Source organism: Pontibacter diazotrophicus (genome assembly GCF_003367245.1).
GTDB classification, from domain to species: domain Bacteria; phylum Bacteroidota; class Bacteroidia; order Cytophagales; family Hymenobacteraceae; genus Pontibacter; species Pontibacter diazotrophicus.
On the sequence record NZ_QRGR01000004.1, the window covers coordinates 173,043 to 192,775 of the forward strand.

At 46.9% G+C, this 19,733-nt stretch carries 15 protein-coding genes and 1 tRNA gene; 10 read left to right on the forward strand and 6 right to left on the reverse strand.

Annotation, left to right across the window (positions count from 1 at the left end; translation table 11 throughout):
* Positions 1-310: 310 nt before the first annotated feature.
* The 6 genes from DXT99_RS04230 to tsaD all read right to left on the reverse strand — a co-directional run bounded on the left by DXT99_RS04230 (position 311) and on the right by tsaD (position 6,011).
* A tRNA-Cys gene (locus tag DXT99_RS04230) sits at positions 311-381 on the reverse strand.
* A gap of 132 nt (positions 382-513) precedes the next feature.
* A complete protein-coding gene (gene rpsA / locus DXT99_RS04235; RefSeq protein WP_115564277.1) occupies positions 514-2,409 on the reverse strand; it encodes a 30S ribosomal protein S1 in 1,896 nt (631 codons plus the stop codon).
* Between the two features lie 429 nt (positions 2,410-2,838).
* Complete coding sequence (locus DXT99_RS04240) at positions 2,839-3,369, reverse strand: HNH endonuclease (RefSeq protein WP_115564455.1); 531 nt, start codon at positions 3,367-3,369, stop codon at positions 2,839-2,841.
* An 85-nt stretch (positions 3,370-3,454) separates the two neighbouring features.
* On the reverse strand, positions 3,455-4,231 hold the full coding sequence (locus DXT99_RS04245) for a C40 family peptidase (RefSeq protein WP_246000440.1): 777 nt from the start codon (positions 4,229-4,231) through the stop codon (positions 3,455-3,457).
* Positions 4,232-4,408: 177 nt separating this feature from the next.
* Positions 4,409-4,876 carry an SsrA-binding protein SmpB gene (gene smpB, locus DXT99_RS04250; protein ID WP_115564279.1) on the reverse strand — a complete coding sequence of 156 codons (468 nt, stop codon included), beginning with the start codon at positions 4,874-4,876 and terminating at the stop codon, positions 4,409-4,411.
* A 127-nt stretch (positions 4,877-5,003) separates the two neighbouring features.
* Positions 5,004-6,011 carry a tRNA (adenosine(37)-N6)-threonylcarbamoyltransferase complex transferase subunit TsaD gene (tsaD, locus tag DXT99_RS04255; RefSeq protein WP_115564280.1) on the reverse strand — a complete coding sequence of 336 codons (1,008 nt, stop codon included), beginning with the start codon at positions 6,009-6,011 and terminating at the stop codon, positions 5,004-5,006.
* A 3-nt stretch (positions 6,012-6,014) separates the two neighbouring features.
* Between tsaD and DXT99_RS04260 the strand changes: the two genes are divergently transcribed.
* From DXT99_RS04260 to DXT99_RS04305, 10 genes are all read left to right on the forward strand, one after another.
* Positions 6,015-10,577, forward strand: a complete 4,563-nt coding sequence (locus DXT99_RS04260) for a translocation/assembly module TamB domain-containing protein (protein WP_115564281.1) — start codon at positions 6,015-6,017, stop codon at positions 10,575-10,577.
* A gap of 102 nt (positions 10,578-10,679) precedes the next feature.
* Entirely contained in the window at positions 10,680-11,576 is an 897-nt protein-coding gene (locus tag DXT99_RS04265) for a cell division protein FtsX (protein WP_115564282.1), read from the forward strand.
* Between the two features lie 3 nt (positions 11,577-11,579).
* A complete protein-coding gene (locus DXT99_RS04270; protein ID WP_115564283.1) occupies positions 11,580-11,798 on the forward strand; it encodes a DUF3098 domain-containing protein in 219 nt (72 codons plus the stop codon).
* Positions 11,799-12,632, forward strand: a complete 834-nt coding sequence (locus tag DXT99_RS04275) for an undecaprenyl-diphosphate phosphatase (RefSeq protein ID WP_115564284.1) — start codon at positions 11,799-11,801, stop codon at positions 12,630-12,632.
* A gap of 2 nt (positions 12,633-12,634) precedes the next feature.
* The gene (gene truB, locus DXT99_RS04280; protein WP_115564285.1) at positions 12,635-13,330 is read left to right on the forward strand and encodes a tRNA pseudouridine(55) synthase TruB; all 696 of its coding nucleotides are present in this window, start codon (positions 12,635-12,637) and stop codon (positions 13,328-13,330) included.
* The gene (locus DXT99_RS04285) at positions 13,314-14,249 is read left to right on the forward strand and encodes a bifunctional riboflavin kinase/FAD synthetase (RefSeq protein WP_115564286.1); all 936 of its coding nucleotides are present in this window, start codon (positions 13,314-13,316) and stop codon (positions 14,247-14,249) included. The genes truB and DXT99_RS04285 overlap by 17 nt, the downstream gene beginning before the upstream one ends.
* 236 nt (positions 14,250-14,485) lie before the next feature.
* Complete coding sequence (locus DXT99_RS04290) at positions 14,486-16,366, forward strand: TIGR00341 family protein (protein ID WP_115564287.1); 1,881 nt, start codon at positions 14,486-14,488, stop codon at positions 16,364-16,366.
* A gap of 201 nt (positions 16,367-16,567) precedes the next feature.
* Positions 16,568-17,266: a CoA transferase subunit A gene (locus DXT99_RS04295; protein WP_115564288.1), complete on the forward strand. Its 699-nt coding sequence runs from the start codon at positions 16,568-16,570 to the stop codon at positions 17,264-17,266.
* 17 nt (positions 17,267-17,283) lie between these two features.
* Positions 17,284-17,940, forward strand: coding sequence for a 3-oxoacid CoA-transferase subunit B (locus tag DXT99_RS04300; protein WP_115564289.1), 657 nt, complete (start codon positions 17,284-17,286; stop codon positions 17,938-17,940).
* Between the two features lie 170 nt (positions 17,941-18,110).
* Positions 18,111-19,661: a bifunctional GNAT family N-acetyltransferase/carbon-nitrogen hydrolase family protein gene (locus DXT99_RS04305; RefSeq protein WP_115564290.1), complete on the forward strand. Its 1,551-nt coding sequence runs from the start codon at positions 18,111-18,113 to the stop codon at positions 19,659-19,661.
* Positions 19,662-19,733: the final 72 nt, after the last annotated feature.

Genomic DNA, 19,733 nt, shown 5'->3' on the forward strand with positions numbered 1-19,733 from the left:
AATTAAACCATGGCAGGCTAAGCACCTGCTTCTTTATTCGCTGAACTCCGTTATATACTTCAAAAGCCGTACAATTCTGTAACACTAATTCTGTTCTGGCAGAATTATGTTTTCAGCTATCATTGACCGGGAAAAAACTGGTTTTTGCCGTGGGTCATTTTAAAGTTGAGTACGGGAGTAAGTGCCAAAAGATTAACTCGAATTGAAAATATGCTTGCGTTGCATATTTGCTGGCAACCTAACCGGATGGTAGAAAGAAAGGCTAAAGGATGTAAAACAAAAAACCCTGCTAGTATATAGCAGGGTTTCGAGGTAACGAGCGGATTCGAACCGCTGTAGCAGCTTTTGCAGAGCTGAGCCTAGCCACTCGGCCACGTTACCGTGTTGGTGAATGGGAGTGCAAACATACATAGAAAAACATACTTGTCAAACTCTGTCGGCACTTTTTTGATGATAAAAACAAAAAAGCCCCGGTTTACCCGGGGCTTTTCTATCAAGAAATGTACTTAAAACTTAAGCATTGGTCTCATCATCAGCAGCTTCCTCGTTGCCTTCGGTCTCACCAGACTTCTTAGCAGCAGCAGCTTCTAACTTTTTAACACCAGCTTCTTTTTCGTTCTCCAGCATTTGGTTCTTCAAAGCAGAAAGTGCATCCAGGTCACCAAGTGTTGACTTGTCTACATCAGCCTTTGCTTTTGGAGCAGCAGCTTTCTTCTCACCAGCAGGAGCTGCACCAGGAGTAGCTTTCTTAGTAGCTCTGGCCGTTCTAGCAGCATCCACCTCTGAGTGAGAGGCAGTGTGAGAAAGAATGATTTTACGATCTTCCTTAGAGAATTCAGTTACTCTGAAGTCAAGGCTCTCACCTGCTTCAACAGTAGAACCGTCTTCTTTCGTTAAACCTTTCGGGAAAGCGAAACCTTCGATACCGTATGGCAACTCTAAAGTAGCGCCTCTGTCTGATTTCTCAAGTACAGTAGCTCTGTGTACAGAACCAATATTAAATACAGACTCAAATGTATCCCAAGGGTTCTCCTCCAGTTGCTTATGGCCCAGGGCAAGTCTTCTGTTAGGAACATCAAGTTCCAGCACAACTACATCCAGGTTCTCACCAACTTTCACAAACTCCGATGGGTGCTTGATTTTCTTTGTCCAGCTCAGGTCAGATACGTGTACCAGACCATCTACACCTTCTTCCAACTCAAGGAACAGACCGAAGTTAGTCAGGTTACGAACAATACCAGTGTGCTTCGTGCCTACTGCATATTTCGTAATCACATCTTCTTTTGTCCAAGGGTCTTCAGTAAGCTGCTTGATACCAAGTGACATCTTACGCTCTTGTCTGTCCAGCGTTAACACAACTGCCTGAACCACGTCGCCTTGCTTAATGAAGTCCTGTGGGTTACGCAGGTGCTGTGACCAAGACATTTCAGACACGTGAATAAGTCCTTCTACGCCTGGCATCAGTTCCAGGAATGCACCGTAGTCAGCAACGTTTACAATTTTGCCTTCTACTTTAGAGCCAACCTCTATTTCAGCAGGAAGAGCATCCCATGGGTGCGGCGTAAGCTGCTTCATACCAAGGGAGATACGCTTCTTGTCTTCATCAAAGTCAAGAACTACCACATTTACTTTCTGATCAAGGTTCAGTACTTCTTCTGGGTGGTTAATACGTCCCCATGAAATATCTGTGATGTGAAGCAGACCGTCAACACCACCAAGGTCGATGAACACACCGAAGTTTGTCATGTTCTTGATGATACCTTCCAGTACCTGTCCTTTTTCAAGGTTGTTCAGGATGGCGGCACGCTGCAGCTCAAGGTCTTTCTCGATAAGTACCTTATGCGATACAACCACGTTGTCGAAAGCGGCGTTGATTTTCACAACTTTCACTTCCATTTTCTTGCCTACAAACACGTCGAAGTCACGGATTGGCTTCACGTCGATCTGAGAACCTGGCAAGAAGGCTTCCACACCATGGATGTCCATGATAAGACCACCTTTTGTTCTTCTCTTCACAACGCCGTCCAGAATGTTGTCATTCTCAAGCGCGTCGTAGATACGAGCCCAGGCGCTAACGATTTTCGCTTTCTTGCGGGACAAGATAAGCTGACCGTTTGGATCTTCCTGGTCTTCGATAAACACTTCTACCTCGTCACCAACTTTCAGCTCAGGAAGGTCCCTGAATTCTGAAACAGGCACCAGGCCATCAGATTTGAAACCGATGTTCAGAATCACATCACGATCAGTGATACCTACCACGGTTCCTTTAACAACCTCCTGCTCCTGTACGGTAGTCAGGGTGTCGTCATACATTTGTTCCATCTCGGCTTTCTCAGATTTGCTGTAACCTGAACCGAAACCCTGGGACTCAATCTTGTCCCAATCAAAATTGTCTGGAGAATTACTCATATTATTTTACTGCTCTCAAGTAGCCACCAGCGCAGAGCAATCAGCTGGTTTGGTTTAATTTAACATCTCCCGGGCTTTACACGCGGGACCATTCATTTGAATGAACTGCAAAAGTAATAAATAAACATGATAATTACTATATCGTTCCATATTGTTACCAGCTTTTAGTGAGGTTTTTAGCGTATGCAACTCAACTGATTGCTACGTGCAGGCATGGAGTGTAATGTGGTCACCGTAAACAGCTTATATCAATTGCCACTCCCCGTTTAGCAGCGGGCTAACAGACGAATACCCGCAGCAGGACCTTCAGGTACTGAACATCAAAGAACAGCTACAGTCTGCAGAGCGGCAGAGAAACAACAGCAGAAACAAAGCCGCCACAGGTAGTAGTCCCCTTCACAAGCAGATAATAAACTGGCAGCTTGGGAATTAGGAAGTATCGTTTGAACGAATTGTTTCTTCTTTCATACCAAGGTATGTGCTCCAATCCTGGTTGGAAGGGTTTAGGTGTAGTTGGAGAAAATTGAGCAGAGAAGGCCTTTTAGGCTGAGTCTTAAGCTTTAAACCCGCCTCTTCCGGCGTACGGTCACCTTTACGGGAGTTGCAACGCGAGCAGGCAGTAACCAGGTTCTGCCATGCTGTTTCCCCTCCTCTTGAGCGGGGCAGCAGGTGGTCCAGTGTCAGGTTTTTGGCTGTACCGCAGTACTGGCAGCTGTAGTTGTCGCGGCGCATCACATTATGGCGGCTCAGGGCAATGCCATAATATGGCACACGCACATAGCGCTGCAAACGGATAACAGAGGGAATGGGATAAACAGTACTGACGGTATGCAGGAAATGGCCTTCCGCCTTAGAAATCATCTCGGCTTTTTCCAGGTACACAAGCAGGAATGCCCGCTGCACCGAGCAGATGGCAATGGCACTGAAGTCTTGATTAAGGATGAGTACTTTGTCTTTCATGGCCGCACGTAAAGAGCTTCTGCTCAACTTGTACGGCATAATTTACCTAATTATCGGCTAGCTTCACAAAAAAAATTAAAGCATTTTAAAGTAAAATTCTTTTTATGATGCGCAGTTGGTGGGTATATCGCTTCAGATCCTGATTGTAGATACCCGTATGATCGAGGGTGTCAATACGCACTTCTCCGTGAGCGTGCATGATTTTCTGTCCCTCCAGCATGATGCCCACATGTGTAATGCGGCCCTCAGCGTTAGAAAAATAGGCCAGATCGCCAAGCTGTGTCTGCTCAACAAAATGCACCTCCTGCCCGTGTGCTACCTGCTGGTAGGCATCACGCGGCAGTTGATAACCGCAGATGCCAAACACCTGTTGCGTAAACCCGGAGCAATCTATACCAAACACAGATTTCCCGCCCCATAAGTATGGGAATTTAAGAAAGTTAGCAGCTACTGCTGCAAGCTGAACCTGCGATGGGCGAACATCAGCAGCAGAGGCGCGGCCAGCATAGGCATACCGTTCCTCATTTACTCGTATGCTGCTACCATCATAAAACGGTAAATAGCTGCCAATACCAATGGGAATCTGAACTGACTTAATATGAATTAACTGCACCAGATCCAGCGCTCTGGCGTGAGATGTGGTCTTCCATTCGTTGAAGTATTCCGGTGTAACGGCAGTATGTTGCTTAAAATCAATCCAACCCCGGTAGCCGTCAGTGGCCAGCTGTATCTGCAGCCAGTTTACTTCGGTGTTGACTACTTCGTAGCTTTCGCCAAAAATTAGCTGCGTTACCAGCTCTGCTCTGTCAGATGTCTCGACACGCATCGGCACCAGGCTCAGCATGCAAATTCCGTGTTCCACTTTTTTAAATTATGAATGATGAATTAGAAATTATGAATGGCTCCTAGCTGCACCGGTTGGGTAGTTTGAAAAGAGCCAAAGCTTAGAAGAAAAAGATCTTATAAGATACAACTATAAATTACACCTCCTGAAGCCATTCATAATTCAGGATTGATAATTCATAATTGCGCGCCAGCGCTAAAATCCGGTTCGGGCCATTTCGCGTTTCACGTCTTTCTCCTTAATATCCTGCCGCTTGTCGTACAGCTTCTTACCACGTGCCAGTGCTATCTCTACTTTAGCAAAACCGCGGTCGCTGATGAATATGCGAACAGGTATTATGGTAACTCCCTGCTCCTGTGATCCGCTCTCCAGTTTGCGCAACTCCCTCTTGTTGAGCAACAGCTTTCGGACTCGGGTAGGCTCGTGGTTATAGTGCGTTCCTTCCGTGTAGGTAGAGATATGTACATTGTGTAGCCACAACTCGCCACGCTGAAAAACGCAATACCCCTCTCCCATGTTCACCTTGCCTTCCCGTATTGATTTGATTTCGGTTCCCATCAACATGACACCGGCAGTATACTTCTCGATAAACTGATACTCGAAGGAAGCCTTTCGGTTGACAATGTTAACGTGCTTCTTTATTCGTTCTTTATCTTTCGCCATTTATTTCTTCTTATCTTGATAGCCATTTATTCCGGCCAGTTTTTCTTTGTTCTGTCTGAACACATTTACGTTGCGTATGTCATACAAATCGTAAATCCTGCTAATCCTTTTATACTATAAATCCTGATCAAATTTTCAGCCTTGGCTCAGGGCTCACGTATTGCGTGGCAAAATCTTCTTTAAGATACTGAAAGTGAGCTGCCATTGCTATCATACCTGCATTGTCGGTGCAATACTGAAAGGCTGGTATATACACATTCCAGTTATACTTTTTTGCATAGTCCTGCAGGGTTTGGCGCAAACCAGAGTTTGCCGAAACACCACCGGCTATGGCAACTTCCTTTATACCTAAGTCTTTTGTGGCCTGCACTACTTTCTTTAGCAGTGTCTTAATAAGCGTCTTCTGTACGCTGGCACAGATATCCGCCAGGTTTTCCTGCACGAAATCAGGTTTATCCTTCGTTTTATCACGCAGGAAGTAGAGCACAGAAGTTTTGATACCGCTGAAAGAATAGTTGTAGCCGGGCATGTTGCCTACTGGAAACTGGAATGCATCCGGATTCCCTTTTGCAGCGGTTTTGTCCAGCATCGGTCCTCCCGGGTATGGCAAACCAAGCATTTTAGCCGTTTTATCAAAGGCCTCTCCTACGGCATCGTCTGTCGTCTGGCCAATAATTTCCATGTCCAGGTGATCTTTTACAAGCACTATTTGGGTGTGGCCACCGCTCACCGTTAAACATAGGAACGGAAATTGCGGTGTGGGTTCATCGATGAAGTGTGCCAGAATGTGCGCCTGCATGTGGTTTACCTCTATAAGCGGAATATTCAGCCCCAGCGCAAAGGATTTGGCAAATGAACAGCCAACCAGCAGCGCTCCCAAAAGTCCGGGGCCACGGGTGAAGGCAACTGCATTTAGGTCACTTTTTGTTACATTTGCCGTACGCAAAGCCTGTGTAACGACTGGTATAATGTTTTGCTGGTGAGCTCTTGAGGCTAATTCCGGAACTACACCGCCATACAGTTCATGCACGGCTTGTGTGGCAACTATATTCGAGAGCACCTTTCCACCGCGTATAACCGCTGCGGAAGTCTCATCGCAGGAAGATTCTATTGCTAAAATTGTAGGTTCAAGCATCTTTTGGAAAAAGAACAGTCAACAAATTACCCCAAAGTTATAGGAAAAGCTATTCTAAAAATAGTTTTAGGCCTTATCCTGTTCCTTTTGTTGCTGTTTGCGGTTGTTTTTGTTGCCATACGTTTTCCGGGTGTGCAGACAAGAGTTGCACAGCGGGTAGCTGCTTATATCTCTGAAAAGGTTGATCATGAAGTTACTATTGAGCGGGTAGATATCTCCTTTTTCAGTAACGTGATACTGGAAAAAGTAAGGGTACTGGATTATCTCGACAACGAGCTCCTATACATTGGCAGAGCCGAAGCCGACATAGATGCCTTCTCTATTTTAAACCCGAATAACCTCACCATAAACACACTGGAACTAGAGCAACCACGGGCAAACCTGGCTGTGTATGTAGGAACTGACTCGCTTAACCTGAACACTTTCTTTGATGCACTGGGGAATCTTTTCACGAAAGACACTACTCAGAAATCATCAGAGCCATTCAACTTTGCTTTAAATGAATTAATCGTGAAGAACGGGCGCTTCACGTATGATGATTTCAACGAACCCCGCGCTGACTATGGCATAGACTATGCCCATATGACATTCGACCGGGTTTCAGGGAGGTTCAGCCAGATACAACTGGAAGATACCATTCAGGTACGCATTGCGGATTTTACTGCCATTGAAACACGTTCTAACACGCAGTTGCATAACCTCGACACCCGCATGACCTATGCCCCCACCTTTTGGGAGTGGGACGAGCTGGACCTGCAGCTGAACCAGAGCAACCTGCAACATTACATCCGCTTCGACTATAACGAAATCGGAAACTTTAGTTACTTCATTGACAGTGTTGCCATAACGGGTAACCTGCAGGACACCCGCATTTACTCAAAGGACATCGCCACCTTTGCACCGCAGCTGCAGGAATATGATGAAAACCTGATGGTTAACTCGCTGGAGCTAAAGGGAAAAGTGAACAACTTCTCTGCCACCAATGTGGACCTGGAGTATGGGGAAAACACGCATATAGTAGGAAGCATCAACGCGGACGGGCTACCCAATTTTGAAGAGACATTTGCTAACCTGCGCCTGCAAACCTCCACCTTCAATGCCAGGGATATCAGGCAGTTTCTTCCGCAGGACACCTATGATGTGGCTGCACGTTTAGGCACGGTGAGCCTGGAAGGACGTTTCCTGGGCTTTTATAATGACTTTGTAGCGAACGGGGATTTTAGAACAGCTTTAGGCAACCTGAGATCAGACATAAACCTGAAGATTGACGACAACACCCGCTCCTCCTCCTACAATGGTTATGTCACAACAAACGGTTTTAATATCGGCCGCTTGTTAGATGCCGAAGATCAAATCAGGAGAATCTCTATGAGTGGGCGGTTAGAGGGTACGGGCTTTACCTTGCAGGATGCTAATCTGAAAGTGAATGCTACCATCAACCAGGTGCAACTGTTAGAATACAACTATCAGAATCTAACAGCAAACGGCACGCTCCGCAACCAGACATTTGTGGGGCAGGTAGCTATTAATGATCCCAATCTTATTTTGCGGGCCGATGGCGAAGTAAACCTTGCCAGCGGCAGAAGAGCCTTTAACATGCTGGCCGACCTGGAACGTGTGGATCTCCAGGCCCTTAACCTTTCTTCAGAGCCCCTGGTAATCAGTGCCAATGCAAATCTGGATTTCCAGGGCTTAAGCCTGGACACATTCGAAGGAACAGCACGCTTCGACAGCGCCCAAATAGTCTATAAGGATAATCAACTCGCTCTGGACTCGGTGCTGATTCAGTCTGAAATTACAGAAGGCACACGAAGCTTATTTCTGAACTCTGACCTGCTAGCGCTGCTCGTAATAGGAAATTTCGACTATACGACACTGACCAGGGATCTGGAAAATATGGTACAGGAGTACCAATTGAATTTTGAAAGTGACGATGCTGCGACCGCTGCCTACTACAGTCGCAAGTCAGTTGATGGCTCCAATGAGTATGCCTTGACGTATAATCTGAACCTGAAGGAGGCTAATCCTATTCTCGACCTGTTTCTGCCAGAACTGGAAATTTCAGATAACGCTACCGTTGAAGGTTCCTTCCGGCATGGCCCCACTGTCATTCTCCAAATGTATGCCGACATCGACACGATGCTGTACAACGACTATACGCTCTATGGAAACAGCATTGAACTGAACACCTCCAAGCTCCAGCAAAATCCTGATGTGTTGGCAGCAGCCTTGTTTACATCTCAAAGACAGGAGCTGCCAGGGGCCGGTACAACGGAAGATTTTTTTGTGGAGGGCATCTGGAACGAGCGCACGATAGATTTCTCAACGGCCATCCGGCAGCCAGAGCAAAATAACCAGGCAATGATAACGGGTGACCTGAACTTCCTGCAGAACCAGATCCAGATAGTCTTTGATCAGTCTAATGTAACGCTACAGCAAAACTCCTGGGCCTTTGTGCCGGGAAACACCTTGTATATAAGTGAAGGAGGACGTCGGCTGGAGTTTGAGAACTTTGCGCTTACGAACCAGGAGCAGGTTATCCGGGCTGAGGGAGCCATCTCAGATGACCCTGAAAGCAGGCTCATGCTGAACGTTGAGAACTTCCAGCTAAACAACCTGAACCCGCTCATTTCCATGCAGATAGCAGGAGAGCTAACAGCAGAAGTGGTGGCGCAGGATATATATAACCGTTCTTTGCTGGCAGCCGACATGCATGTTGACTCCTTTTATCTTGACCAGGTGTACATTGGTAATATCGTTGGCAACACCGACTGGAGCAATGCCCTGCAAAGGGCCGAAGTTGATATAGGGATACAGCGCGATAATAAAAAAGTGCTGTCCGTAACAGGCAACTATAACCCGCAGGCATCGGAAGACCAGTTGGATTTATTAGCCGTGCTGGATCAGGCGAACCTGAAACTGGTGGAACCTGTGCTGAATACGCTGCTTTCTGACCTGGAGGGTACGATGGAGGGGCGCATCAGAATTTTAGGCTCTCTGGATTACCCTGTATTAAAAGGTTCGGTCATGGTCAGCAACGGGCAGTTCACCTTCGATTATCTGAACACCACCTACCGTTTTACTGACAGAATCTATTTCGGACCAAACAGCATCAGCTTCCGCAACGCGCAGTTGCGGGATATATATGGCAACAATGCAACGGTAACGGGTGGCATAGCCCACGATGGCTTTGCCAATATGGTGATTGACATGGATGCCCGCTACCGCAACTTTATGGTACTGAACACCAGCGAGGCGCAGAATGAGCTCTTTTATGGTACCGCCTTTGCCACAGGCACAGCCACTGTGCTGGGTCCGGTAGAGAATCTCGATATTAATGTGAACGCGCGCAGCGAACAAAACACCCGTATCGTGCTGCCCCTGGACTACCAGACAGATGTGGCCAGAAAAGACTTTATCAGGTTTGTGAATAAGACACCAGCCGACAGTGCCGGTGTGAATATTGAAGCTGAAGAACAGGGTGTTAACCTCTCTGGCATCAACATGAACTTTGAGCTTGATGTAACCGATGACGCTTACTTTGAGATTATCATTGACCGCACCACCGGGGATGTTATCCGTGGCTCAGGCAACGGTGAAATCCGCATGACGATTGATACACGCGGGGATTTTCATATGTATGGCGGCTTTGAGATTACAGAAGGCGCTTACAACCTGAAACTGCTGGAAGGTTTGGTTACAAAAGAGTTTGCGGTAGTGCCAGGTGGCACCATTACCTGGAACGGGGACCCGGTGAACGGTGTGATGGATATTACAGCGCATTACACTCAACTGGCCTCCCTCAGTAGCCTCACAACTTCTACGCTGGAGCCTGCTGCTGTGGGGCGTTACCCTGTCATCGCCGTCATTGAACTGACAGGGCCGCTGCTGTCACCGGAGATTGACCTCGACCTTAGCTTTGATGAGGTGCCCCAGAATATCCTGGCCCAACCCGAGCTTTTAGGTACAGTCAATGCCATAAAAAATGATGAAAGTGAATTGAACCGCCAGGTGTTCAGTCTGCTCGTCCTGCAAAGGCTGTCACCTACTGGGGCCTTGGCTTTTGACGGTGGTGTTGGCGCTGGTGCCGTTGGGGGTAGCCTGGGAAGTTTGCTCTCAGGCCAGCTGAACAACCTGCTTAGCACCATCGACAGTAACCTTGAAATAGACATCGGCCTGGATGGTATTGGGCAGGACCAGCTTGCTTCCCTGCAGTTGCGCCTGAGTTATTCGTTCTTTAACGGGCGCCTGCGCCTGACTAATGAAACAGGTTTTGGCGGGGTCCGGGATCAAGCAGGAGGCGGCAGTACCGCTTACATTGGCGACTGGACACTGGATTACTACATATCACAAAGCGGAGAGCTAAGGGCAAGGCTCGAATATAGCACTACGCCCGATATTACTGGCCGCATCCGGAAAAGCCAGAGCGTGAGTGTGCTGCATACCAAACGCTTTAACAGCCTCAGCGAACTGTTTGGCAGTAACAGGCGGGAGCGGCGCCTGCGCGAACAGGAAATGGAGCGCGACCGCATTATACTTGACTCTGACCCCAGGCTGGAGCTATAACACAAAAGCCACCAATTAATTTGGTGGCTTTTGTGTTTACAGGCCCTAAACTACCTGCATATTTCAATTATATTTCTAATTTTGCGATGGAAGGCTTCAGGTATGGCAACAAAAGTAAAACACGTCAGGAAAAAGAAATTAGGCAATTACCCGCACACCATGGTGGTGTTCAGTATTTCGCTTGCCCTTTTTGTAATTGGTTTGTTCGGCTTGCTGCTCATACACGCGGGTAAGCTATCAGAGCGGGTGAAAGAAAGCATTGAGATGCAGGTGTACCTGGACCGGAATCTGACAGAGGTACAGCTGGTGCGCTTGCAGAAAACTTTTGCTGCCAAAGAATACATCGCCTACCAGAACGATACAGCCCAGGTTCGATTTATATCGAAGGAAGAAGGCGCGAAAGCTTTCTTAGACGAAACAGGGGAAGACTTTATGGAATTTTTAGGTGACAACCCGCTTCGTGATGCCTATGTGCTGCGTATTGACGCAGAAAGCTCCAGCTCCCCGGCCCTGAAAAGCATCAAACTGGACCTGGAGGATATAGATGGTGTTTACGAAGTGCAGTACGTCGAAAGCCTGATAGAATCCATCAACAGCAACATTCAGAAAATTAGCATCGTATTGTTATCCTTTGCCGTTATTCTGGTGCTGGTGGTTATTATATTAATCAATAACACGATTAAGCTGGCGCTGTATTCGCAGCGGTTCCTGATTAGGAGCATGCAGTTGGTGGGGGCAACATCGTATTTTATCCAGCGTCCGTTTCTGAACCGCGCTGTTTGGCAGGGCATTATGAGTGGAATTATAGCTTCGGCATTGCTGTTTGCCCTGATGCAGTATGCGTACCATGAGGTAGCCGAGTTGCAGCTGCTGCGCGATGAGGAACAGACCTATATTTTAATGGGAGCCCTGGTAATTATTGGTTTGATTATCGGCTTTATGAGCTCTTACAGGGCGGTGCGTAAATACCTGCGCCTCACATTAGACGAACTTTATTAAAAAATGGAAGAAAATAAACCTCTCCTTGCCTTTGGCAGGAAAAATTACATCCTGATGCTTGTTGGAATTGCCCTGCTGGCAATCGGTTTTTTTGTGATGACATTAGACACCGAACCCTATGGGCTTGGCTTCTTAGGCATTACGCTGGGGCCACTGATTGTACTGGCAGGCTTCGCAGTTGAATTGTTTGCCATCATGGCTAAGGATAAAGCACAGAAATAAATGAGTATTTGGCAGGCTATTATCTTAGCCATTGTTGAAGGTCTTACCGAGTTTTTACCAGTTTCCTCTACGGGGCACATGATCATCGCCTCCAGCCTGATGGGCATCAATGAACTCCCAATTACCAAGATCTTCGAAGTAAACATCCAGTTTGGAGCCATACTGTCAGTTGTAGTGCTGTACTGGCGCCGTTTTCTGCAGAATTTTGTCTTTTATAAGAAATTGCTGCTGGCTTTTCTGCCTGCAGCCGTCATCGGTTTTGCGCTGAACGATGTAATTGATGCCATGCTTGAAAGCGTTGTAATAACAGCCATTATGCTGGTGATAGGTGGTATCGTGCTCCTGTTCGTAGACAAATGGTTCAAGTATGCTGTAGACAATACCGTAACTTATAAAAATGCCCTAATCATCGGCTTTTTTCAGTGCATCGCCATGATTCCTGGTGTTTCAAGGTCGGCGGCCTCTATTATAGGCGGTATGTCACAGGGTATCAACCGGAAGGCTGCCGCTGAATTCTCGTTTTTCCTGGCTGTTCCCACCATGCTTGCCGCTGCTACTTATAAGTTCATCACTGACCTGCTGGGGCTGGAACTATCCGACTTATTTAAGCTCGACTTCGTAAAGATTGAGAACAGCTTTAACGTGATACAGCCTAATGATGTGAAGCTGCTTCTGGTTGGAAATTTTGTAGCCTTTATTGTGGCGATGCTGGCCATCCGGTTCTTTATCAGCTTTCTGACAAAATACGGCTTCAAAATGTTTGGCTATTACCGTATTGCCGTAGGTGTGCTGCTGTTGGCACTGCTGGCAATGGGTTTTGATTTAAAAGTATAACCATGGAATACGATTTTGCCGCTGGCGAAATACTGCTTATAAACAAACCACTGGACTGGACTTCCTTTGATGTGGTGAAGAAAGTGCGGAACACAATACGGGTGAAGAAGGTAGGCCACGCGGGCACATTGGACCCCCTCGCCTCCGGCTTGCTCATACTATGCACCGGTAAGTACACCAAGCGCATCGATGAGATACAGGGGCAGGAAAAAGAATATACCGGCACAATTCGCTTAGGCGAGATAACTCCCTCCTACGACCGGGAAACGGAAGTAACGGAATCAAAAGACATCAGCCATATTACAGGGGAGTCAGTTAAAGCTGCAGCAGCTGAATTTGTAGGTACTATTGAGCAGGTGCCTCCTATTTATTCTGCTGTGCAGGTAGACGGCAAAAGGGCGTATGATCTGGCGCGCAAAGGGAAATCGGCTGAATTGAAGCCGCGCAGTATCACTATCAAAGCTTTTGATGTTATAGCCATGGAAGGTGCAGAAGTACACTTCCGGGTTGTTTGCAGCAAGGGCACATACATTAGAAGCCTTGCACACGATTTGGGGCAGAACTTAGGCTGCGGTGCTCATTTATCATCTCTCGTTCGCACCCGTATAGGAGATTACCTTCTGAAAGACGCCTTAACAATTGAAAACATCCAGGAAATCAGGAAAAAGCAAATAGCAGCGGATGAAAGTAATTCGTGATATAAACGATTTCCCGCAACTTAGTTACCCCGTTGTTACCAGCGGCACTTTTGATGGCGTGCATATCGGCCATCAGAAAATCCTGCAACGCGTAAAGGAATGTGCCCGCCAGCATAACGGACAGAGTGTAGTCATCACCTACTGGCCACACCCACGCCTCGTGCTTTTTCCTGAGGATAATGACCTGATGCTGCTTTCCACTATTGAGGAGCGCATCGAGCATCTCCGCGATTTTGGCATCGATTATTTGCTCATCGTGCCTTTCACCAAAGAATTTGCCCGTACCAGCTCCCGGAAATTCATTACAGACGTGCTCGTGCGGACTATCAACACCAAGGTGCTTGTAATTGGTTACGATCATCGTTTTGGCAAGAACCGCGAAGGAAGCTTTGAGAACCTGAAGGCACGCTCCGCACAATATGGGTTTGAGGTAGAGGAAATTCCACGCCAGGATATAGATGATATCGGCGTAAGCTCCACAAAAATACGAAGGGCCTTAGAAGATGGCGACGTAGAGACAGCGAACCGGTATCTTGGCCGCTACTACACGCTCACCTCTACGGTGGTGGAAGGCAATAAATTAGGCCGCACCATTGGCTACCCTACCGCTAACTTAGCACTCCCCGCAAATCACAAGCTCATACCAGCCAACGGCGTGTATGCTGTATGGGTAAGATTAGGGGAGTCAAAATTTGGTGGCATGATGAATATCGGCCTCCGCCCTACCATAGACGGAAAGCAGCTGACGTTGGAGGTGCATATCCTTGACTTTGACCAGGAGATTTACGGCCAGACTTTGACAGTTGAGTTTGTAAAGCTGCTGCGCAAAGAGCAGAAGTTCGATGGTCTGGATGCACTGAAGACCCAATTGGCAAAAGATAAAGAAGAGACACAGCAGGCACTACGGCTTCAGGAGTAAATTTTATAAGTTGACTTATAACAGAGGGCGGCCACATAGATGGTCGCCTTTTTTTTGCGAATAGCATCAGAAAAGGGTTAAATAAATCGGCTGAAAGAAGCACAGCAGCCGTATAGTAAAACTTTCATGTTGCTGCTGTAGCAGTTAAAAAAAGGCTACCGCCACCTGAAGTTGCACAAGATGTGCATCTCGCAGCAAGCACCTGAAAAGAACGACCAATACCTTTAACCCTTTCCATGAAGGAAACCTTACTTATTTACGACCCACAGGAACAGCAAACTGTAAACAATAAAATCATACCTGCACTGGAAGCCTTCAGCCTGAAGCTGATACCTTTTGATAAGAACAGGGCCAGCATTGCACCTGAAAGCAATATCATCACCTACCTGAGCGATGAACAGTTAGGAGAGTTGGTTTCAGGCATAATGGGAAGTAAATGCACCCTGGCCTTCCTGCCTCATTTTGGCATGAAGGAGGCACGGCAAGGCTACGGCATTGCAGACAGTTTACCGCAGGCTGTGGAAGACATTGAGAAGGCAAAGAAAGGTATCGAGGCTGATTTGCTTTTATGCAATGGTCGCCCTGTATTCAACCGGGTAGTTATAGGCAGCAGTCTGAGCCTGATGTCCGGCAGCGTCTCTAAAAACAGTATAACGGCGTTCTTTGAAAAACTGACAGGTATTTTCAAAGGAGGTAAAGCCCTCATTCCGCGCCCATTCACTATCATCACAGAAGATAAGCCACCATTAACAACAGCAGCTATTGGCATTATAGCGGTATTACACAGCAAAAGCACATTCCTCTCCCGCACGCTATTTAGCCGTTCCTTTATCAACGACGGTAGAATGCATGGACTCATATTGGCACCGAGAAGCATAATGGGCTTACTAAGGTTTTATATAAAGTCTCTGTTCCAAAGAAAAAATAATCAAAAACTGCCTTCCTTTATCGGTCACATCAAGGCGAGGTCAATTATCATCAATGTTTCTGAGCCAGTTGATTTTTCCCTGGACAATACTCTAATGAGCGCGAAGGGGATTGAACTCCTGGTAAGTGAAGACGCCTTTATGGTGATTCCGGGACGCTATCTGAACGTGGATGAGCACGCAGGAGAACCTAGTGAAATGTACCGCATTAACCGGCTGCCGAAAGGAGAAGCCTATCTGCAGGAAATAGTCGGTAAACCCCTATCGCTGCTATACCATGCATCCACTGAAGAATTTAAGGACCTGTTTAAGGTTCTCCGTGATAATTCAAAAGTGAACAGCTCCTATTTAACATTGATGGTTTTATCAACGTTGCTGGCAACATTAGGGCTGTTCTCTAACTCATCACCCGTTATAATTGGCGCTATGATCCTGGCTCCTTTAATGGCACCTATCATTTCTCTTTCAATGGGAGTGCTGCGTCAGGAGAAAAAATTAATGATAAACAGTGCAAAAACAATAGGCTATGGCCTGTTGCTGAGTTACCTGGCAGCTATTTTCCTCACGTTGCTCACCCCATTGCACACATTGAACGAAGAAATAACAGCCCGCATCAGGCCTAACCTGCTGGACCTCGGAGTGGCTATTGTATCAGGTATAGCCGGTGCCTACGCACACGCTCGTGAGGAAGTAGCCAAAACACTCGCAGGTGTTGCCATTGCAGTAGCTTTGGTTCCGCCGCTGGCAGTGTCTGGTATTGGCATTGGCTGGGGCGAATGGCAGGTGTTTTTCGGTGCCATGCTGCTGTTCCTTACAAACCTGGCTGGTATAGTGTTAGCCGGAGCTATCACTTTTATGCTGTTAGGTTTCAGCCCGTTTCAACTGGCCCGCAAAGGGCTGTTTGTGTCCCTGACACTGGTGGCACTAATCAGCTTTCCCTTAGGTCTTGGATTTAATACTATGGTGCGGGAGCGCCAGATTGCGCAAGCCCTTACCGAATACCAGGTAGGTGATATTACTATAAGAGACGTTACGGTGATACAAGGCACAAAACCGATGTTGATCAGTGTTAAACTGGTGGCACAGGAGCCGGTTACCACCGAAGACCTGGAAAGGGTAAAACAGGCTATTCAGAGTAAAATTAACCAGGAGGAAGTTCAACTTGAAATACTTGTTAGCATTCGCCGCTAAGTATAACAGCAAAAAGTTGTAAAGGAAACAGCTAGAGCTACTTTACAGCTGCATTCTTCAGTCTCCATACTCATCCTTAAGCAATGCATAAACAGATTTCACCTGATACAAAACCTATTCCACTTAAAAAACGAAGTACTATATGTTTCATATGGCTTTTTTTATATATAAATTACCTTCAACAACCACTGCTTTCAAACCATGATAAATAAAACAGTAGAAAATGCGCGGCAGGCGCTGCAAGGCGTGCAGGATGGGATGACGCTCATGTTGGGTGGCTTTGGCCTTTGTGGCATTCCGGAAAACTCGATTCAGGAGTTGCTCCGCCTGGGTGTAAAAAACCTTACCTGTATTTCTAATAATGCCGGTGTAGATGACTTCGGCATAGGTCTGTTGCTCCAGCAGCATCAGGTTAAAAAGATGATATCAAGCTATGTCGGCGAAAATGCCGAGTTCGAACGTCAGCTTTTATCTGGCGAACTGGAGGTAGATCTGATTCCTCAGGGAACACTGGCAGAACGTATTCGTGCCGGTGGTGCTGGTATCCCAGCTTTCTTCACTCCTGCCGGATTCGGCACAGAAGTAGGCGAAGGCAAGGAAACAAGGGAGTTCGATGGTAAAATGTACCTGATGGAGAGTTGGCTGCGGGCTGATTTTTCTTTTGTAAAAGCATGGAAGGGAGATACCGCCGGTAACCTGATTTATAAAGGCACAGCCCGCAACTTTAACCCTATGATGGCCACCGCCGGCAAAATAACAGTAGCAGAAGTGGAAGAACTGGTGCCTGCCGGTGAACTTGACCCGAACATGATTCATACACCCGGCATCTTTGTACAGCGCATCTTCGAGGGTAAGAATTATGAGAAACGCATTGAACAACGTACAGTCAGAACTGCTTAATTCAGAAAAGAAAAATTATGGGTTTAGATAAACACGGAATTGCAAAACGCATCGCAAAAGAGGTAAAGAACGGCATGTACGTAAACCTGGGTATTGGTATACCGACATTGGTGGCCAATTATCTGCCTGAAGGCATTGAGGTTGTGCTGCAGTCAGAAAACGGGTTGCTAGGGATGGGGCCCTTCCCTACTGAAGAGCAGGTGGATGCAGACATGATAAACGCAGGGAAACAAACTATCACCACCCTGCCCGGATCAGCCATCTTTAATTCGGCGGAAAGTTTTGCCATGATACGGGGTGAGCACGTAGATTTAACTATTCTTGGAGCCATGGAGGTATCAGAAAAAGGCGATATTGCCAACTGGAAAATACCGGGAAAGATGGTGAAAGGCATGGGCGGTGCCATGGACCTGGTAGCATCGGCCAAAAACATTATCGTGGCCATGCAGCATACTGCCCGCGATGGCTCCTCCAAGTTGCTGAAAGAGTGTACGCTGCCGATAACCGGCGTGGACTGTGTAAAGAAAATAGTGACCGATTTAGCCGTTTTAGAAGTAGTAGACGGTGGTTTTAAACTGCTGGAACGCGCGCCGGGCGTGAGTGTGGAAGACATAAAAGCTGCCACAGCCGGTAATCTCATCATAGAGGGCGATGTTCCGGAGATACAGGTATAGCTAATCCCTACAAATGCAATACATCAGAAAGCGCAGCCAAAACCTGCGCTTTTTTGTTTAATTTTACATGCCGGTTTATTGCATTATGTATTGCTACGATTATATTATATCAAAACTATACTTGCTGCACGTATACAGGTAATACAAGTAAAAGAGACATAATCCCACACATGAGCGAAAAAAACGAAACAAGTTCAGAACATAAATTGCTGCTCCGCCAGTTGGAGCTCAAAGATTACAAAGAAGTTAAAGAAATCATGAACCTGGTGTACCGCAACATAGACGGTGCCTGGACACGCAAAGAGTTCTCTAACCTGTTAAAGCAGTTTCCGGACGGACAGATATGTATTGAAGATAACGGAACTGTTGTAGCAGCAGCCCTAAGCTTAATTATAGATTACGACAAGTACGGCGACAAACACACCTATGAGCAAATCATAGATAATGGTACTTTCAAATCACATGATCCGGAGGGCGCAACGCTCTATGGTATTGATGTTTTTGTTCACCCTGAATACCGTAACATGCGCTTAGGCCGTCGTTTATATGATGCCCGTAAGGAAATCTGCGAGAACCTGAACCTGCGCGGTATCATAGCCGGAGGCCGAATACCTGGATACAAAGACTATGCTGATAAACTGACACCAGCTAAGTACATTGAGATGGTGCGCAACAAAGAATTGTCTGACCCTGTGCTCTCTTTCCAGCTCAGCAACGGCTTTCATGTGCGTAAGATTCTGAAAAACTACCTGCCTGATGACAAAGAATCACGTTCCTATGCCACCCTCCTGGAGTGGATCAACGTGTATTATGAGGAGAAGGAAGAGATTATAGGTGGCCGGAAAACCGTGGTGCGCATTGGTATTGTGCAGTGGCAAATGCGTGCTGTAAAAGACCTGGAGGACTTTATGCAGCAGGTAGAGTTCTTTGTTGATACTGTGAGCTCCTATAAATCGGACATTGTGGTATTCCCTGAGTTCTTCAATGCCCCATTAATGGCCTTAACAAATGAGGAATCGCCATCGGAGGCTATCCGAAGCATGGCAGAATACACCGAAGAAATCCGGGAGCGCATGATTCACCTGGCGCTGTCTTACAACATCAACATCATTTCCGGCAGTATGCCGGAGTATTACGACAACAAGCTTTATAACGTAAGCTACCTCTGCCGCCGCGATGGCACCTACGATGGCCAATACAAACTGCACGTAACGCCAGATGAATCGCATTACTGGGGTATGCGCGGTGGCCATAAGCTTAAGATATTCGATACAGACATCGGGAAAATCGGTATTCTGATTTGCTATGACGTGGAGTTTCCGGAGTTAGCCCGTATGCTGTCTGACATGGACATGAAGATCCTGTTCGTACCTTTCTGGACCGACACAAAGAACGCTTACCTGCGGGTGCGCCTTTGCTCCCAGGCCCGTGCCATCGAGAACGAGTGTTATGTGGCTATTACGGGTAGCGTCGGTAACCTGCCAAAAGTGGAGAACATGGATATTCAATACTCCCAGTCAGCCGTCTTCTCCCCTTCTGACTTCGCTTTCCCACACGATGCGGTTATTGCCGAGGCCACGCCAAATACAGAGATGACCCTGATCGCCGACCTCGACCTGGACCTGCTGAAAGACCTGAATGCCGCCGGAAGCGTCCGTAACCTGAAAGACCGCCGCAAGGATTTGTATAATCTGAGCTGGGTGACAAGGAAGGAAGAGTAGATGATTAAGTTGTAAATTAAATAAGCCGCTGCCTGAAAAGACAGCGGCTTATTTGTTAAATCAAAGATTCAG

Excerpts from the sequence above, each read along its gene's own strand:
- truB (WP_115564285.1), top strand. The coding sequence starts at position 12,635 with ATGGAATACGATTTTGCCGCTGGCGAAATACTGCTTATAAACAAACCA.
- DXT99_RS04290 (WP_115564287.1), top strand. The coding sequence starts at position 14,486 with ATGAAGGAAACCTTACTTATTTACGACCCACAGGAACAGCAAACTGTA.
- DXT99_RS04285 (WP_115564286.1), top strand. The coding sequence starts at position 13,314 with ATGAAAGTAATTCGTGATATAAACGATTTCCCGCAACTTAGTTACCCC.
- tsaD (WP_115564280.1), bottom strand. The coding sequence starts at position 6,011 with ATGCTTGAACCTACAATTTTAGCAATAGAATCTTCCTGCGATGAGACT.
- rpsA (WP_115564277.1), bottom strand. The coding sequence starts at position 2,409 with ATGAGTAATTCTCCAGACAATTTTGATTGGGACAAGATTGAGTCCCAG.
- DXT99_RS04305 (WP_115564290.1), top strand. The coding sequence starts at position 18,111 with ATGAGCGAAAAAAACGAAACAAGTTCAGAACATAAATTGCTGCTCCGC.
- smpB (WP_115564279.1), bottom strand. The coding sequence starts at position 4,876 with ATGGCGAAAGATAAAGAACGAATAAAGAAGCACGTTAACATTGTCAAC.
- DXT99_RS04270 (WP_115564283.1), top strand. The coding sequence starts at position 11,580 with ATGGAAGAAAATAAACCTCTCCTTGCCTTTGGCAGGAAAAATTACATC.
- DXT99_RS04275 (WP_115564284.1), top strand. The coding sequence starts at position 11,799 with ATGAGTATTTGGCAGGCTATTATCTTAGCCATTGTTGAAGGTCTTACC.
- DXT99_RS04295 (WP_115564288.1), top strand. The coding sequence starts at position 16,568 with ATGATAAATAAAACAGTAGAAAATGCGCGGCAGGCGCTGCAAGGCGTG.
- DXT99_RS04240 (WP_115564455.1), bottom strand. The coding sequence starts at position 3,369 with ATGAAAGACAAAGTACTCATCCTTAATCAAGACTTCAGTGCCATTGCC.
- DXT99_RS04265 (WP_115564282.1), top strand. The coding sequence starts at position 10,680 with ATGGCAACAAAAGTAAAACACGTCAGGAAAAAGAAATTAGGCAATTAC.
- DXT99_RS04300 (WP_115564289.1), top strand. The coding sequence starts at position 17,284 with ATGGGTTTAGATAAACACGGAATTGCAAAACGCATCGCAAAAGAGGTA.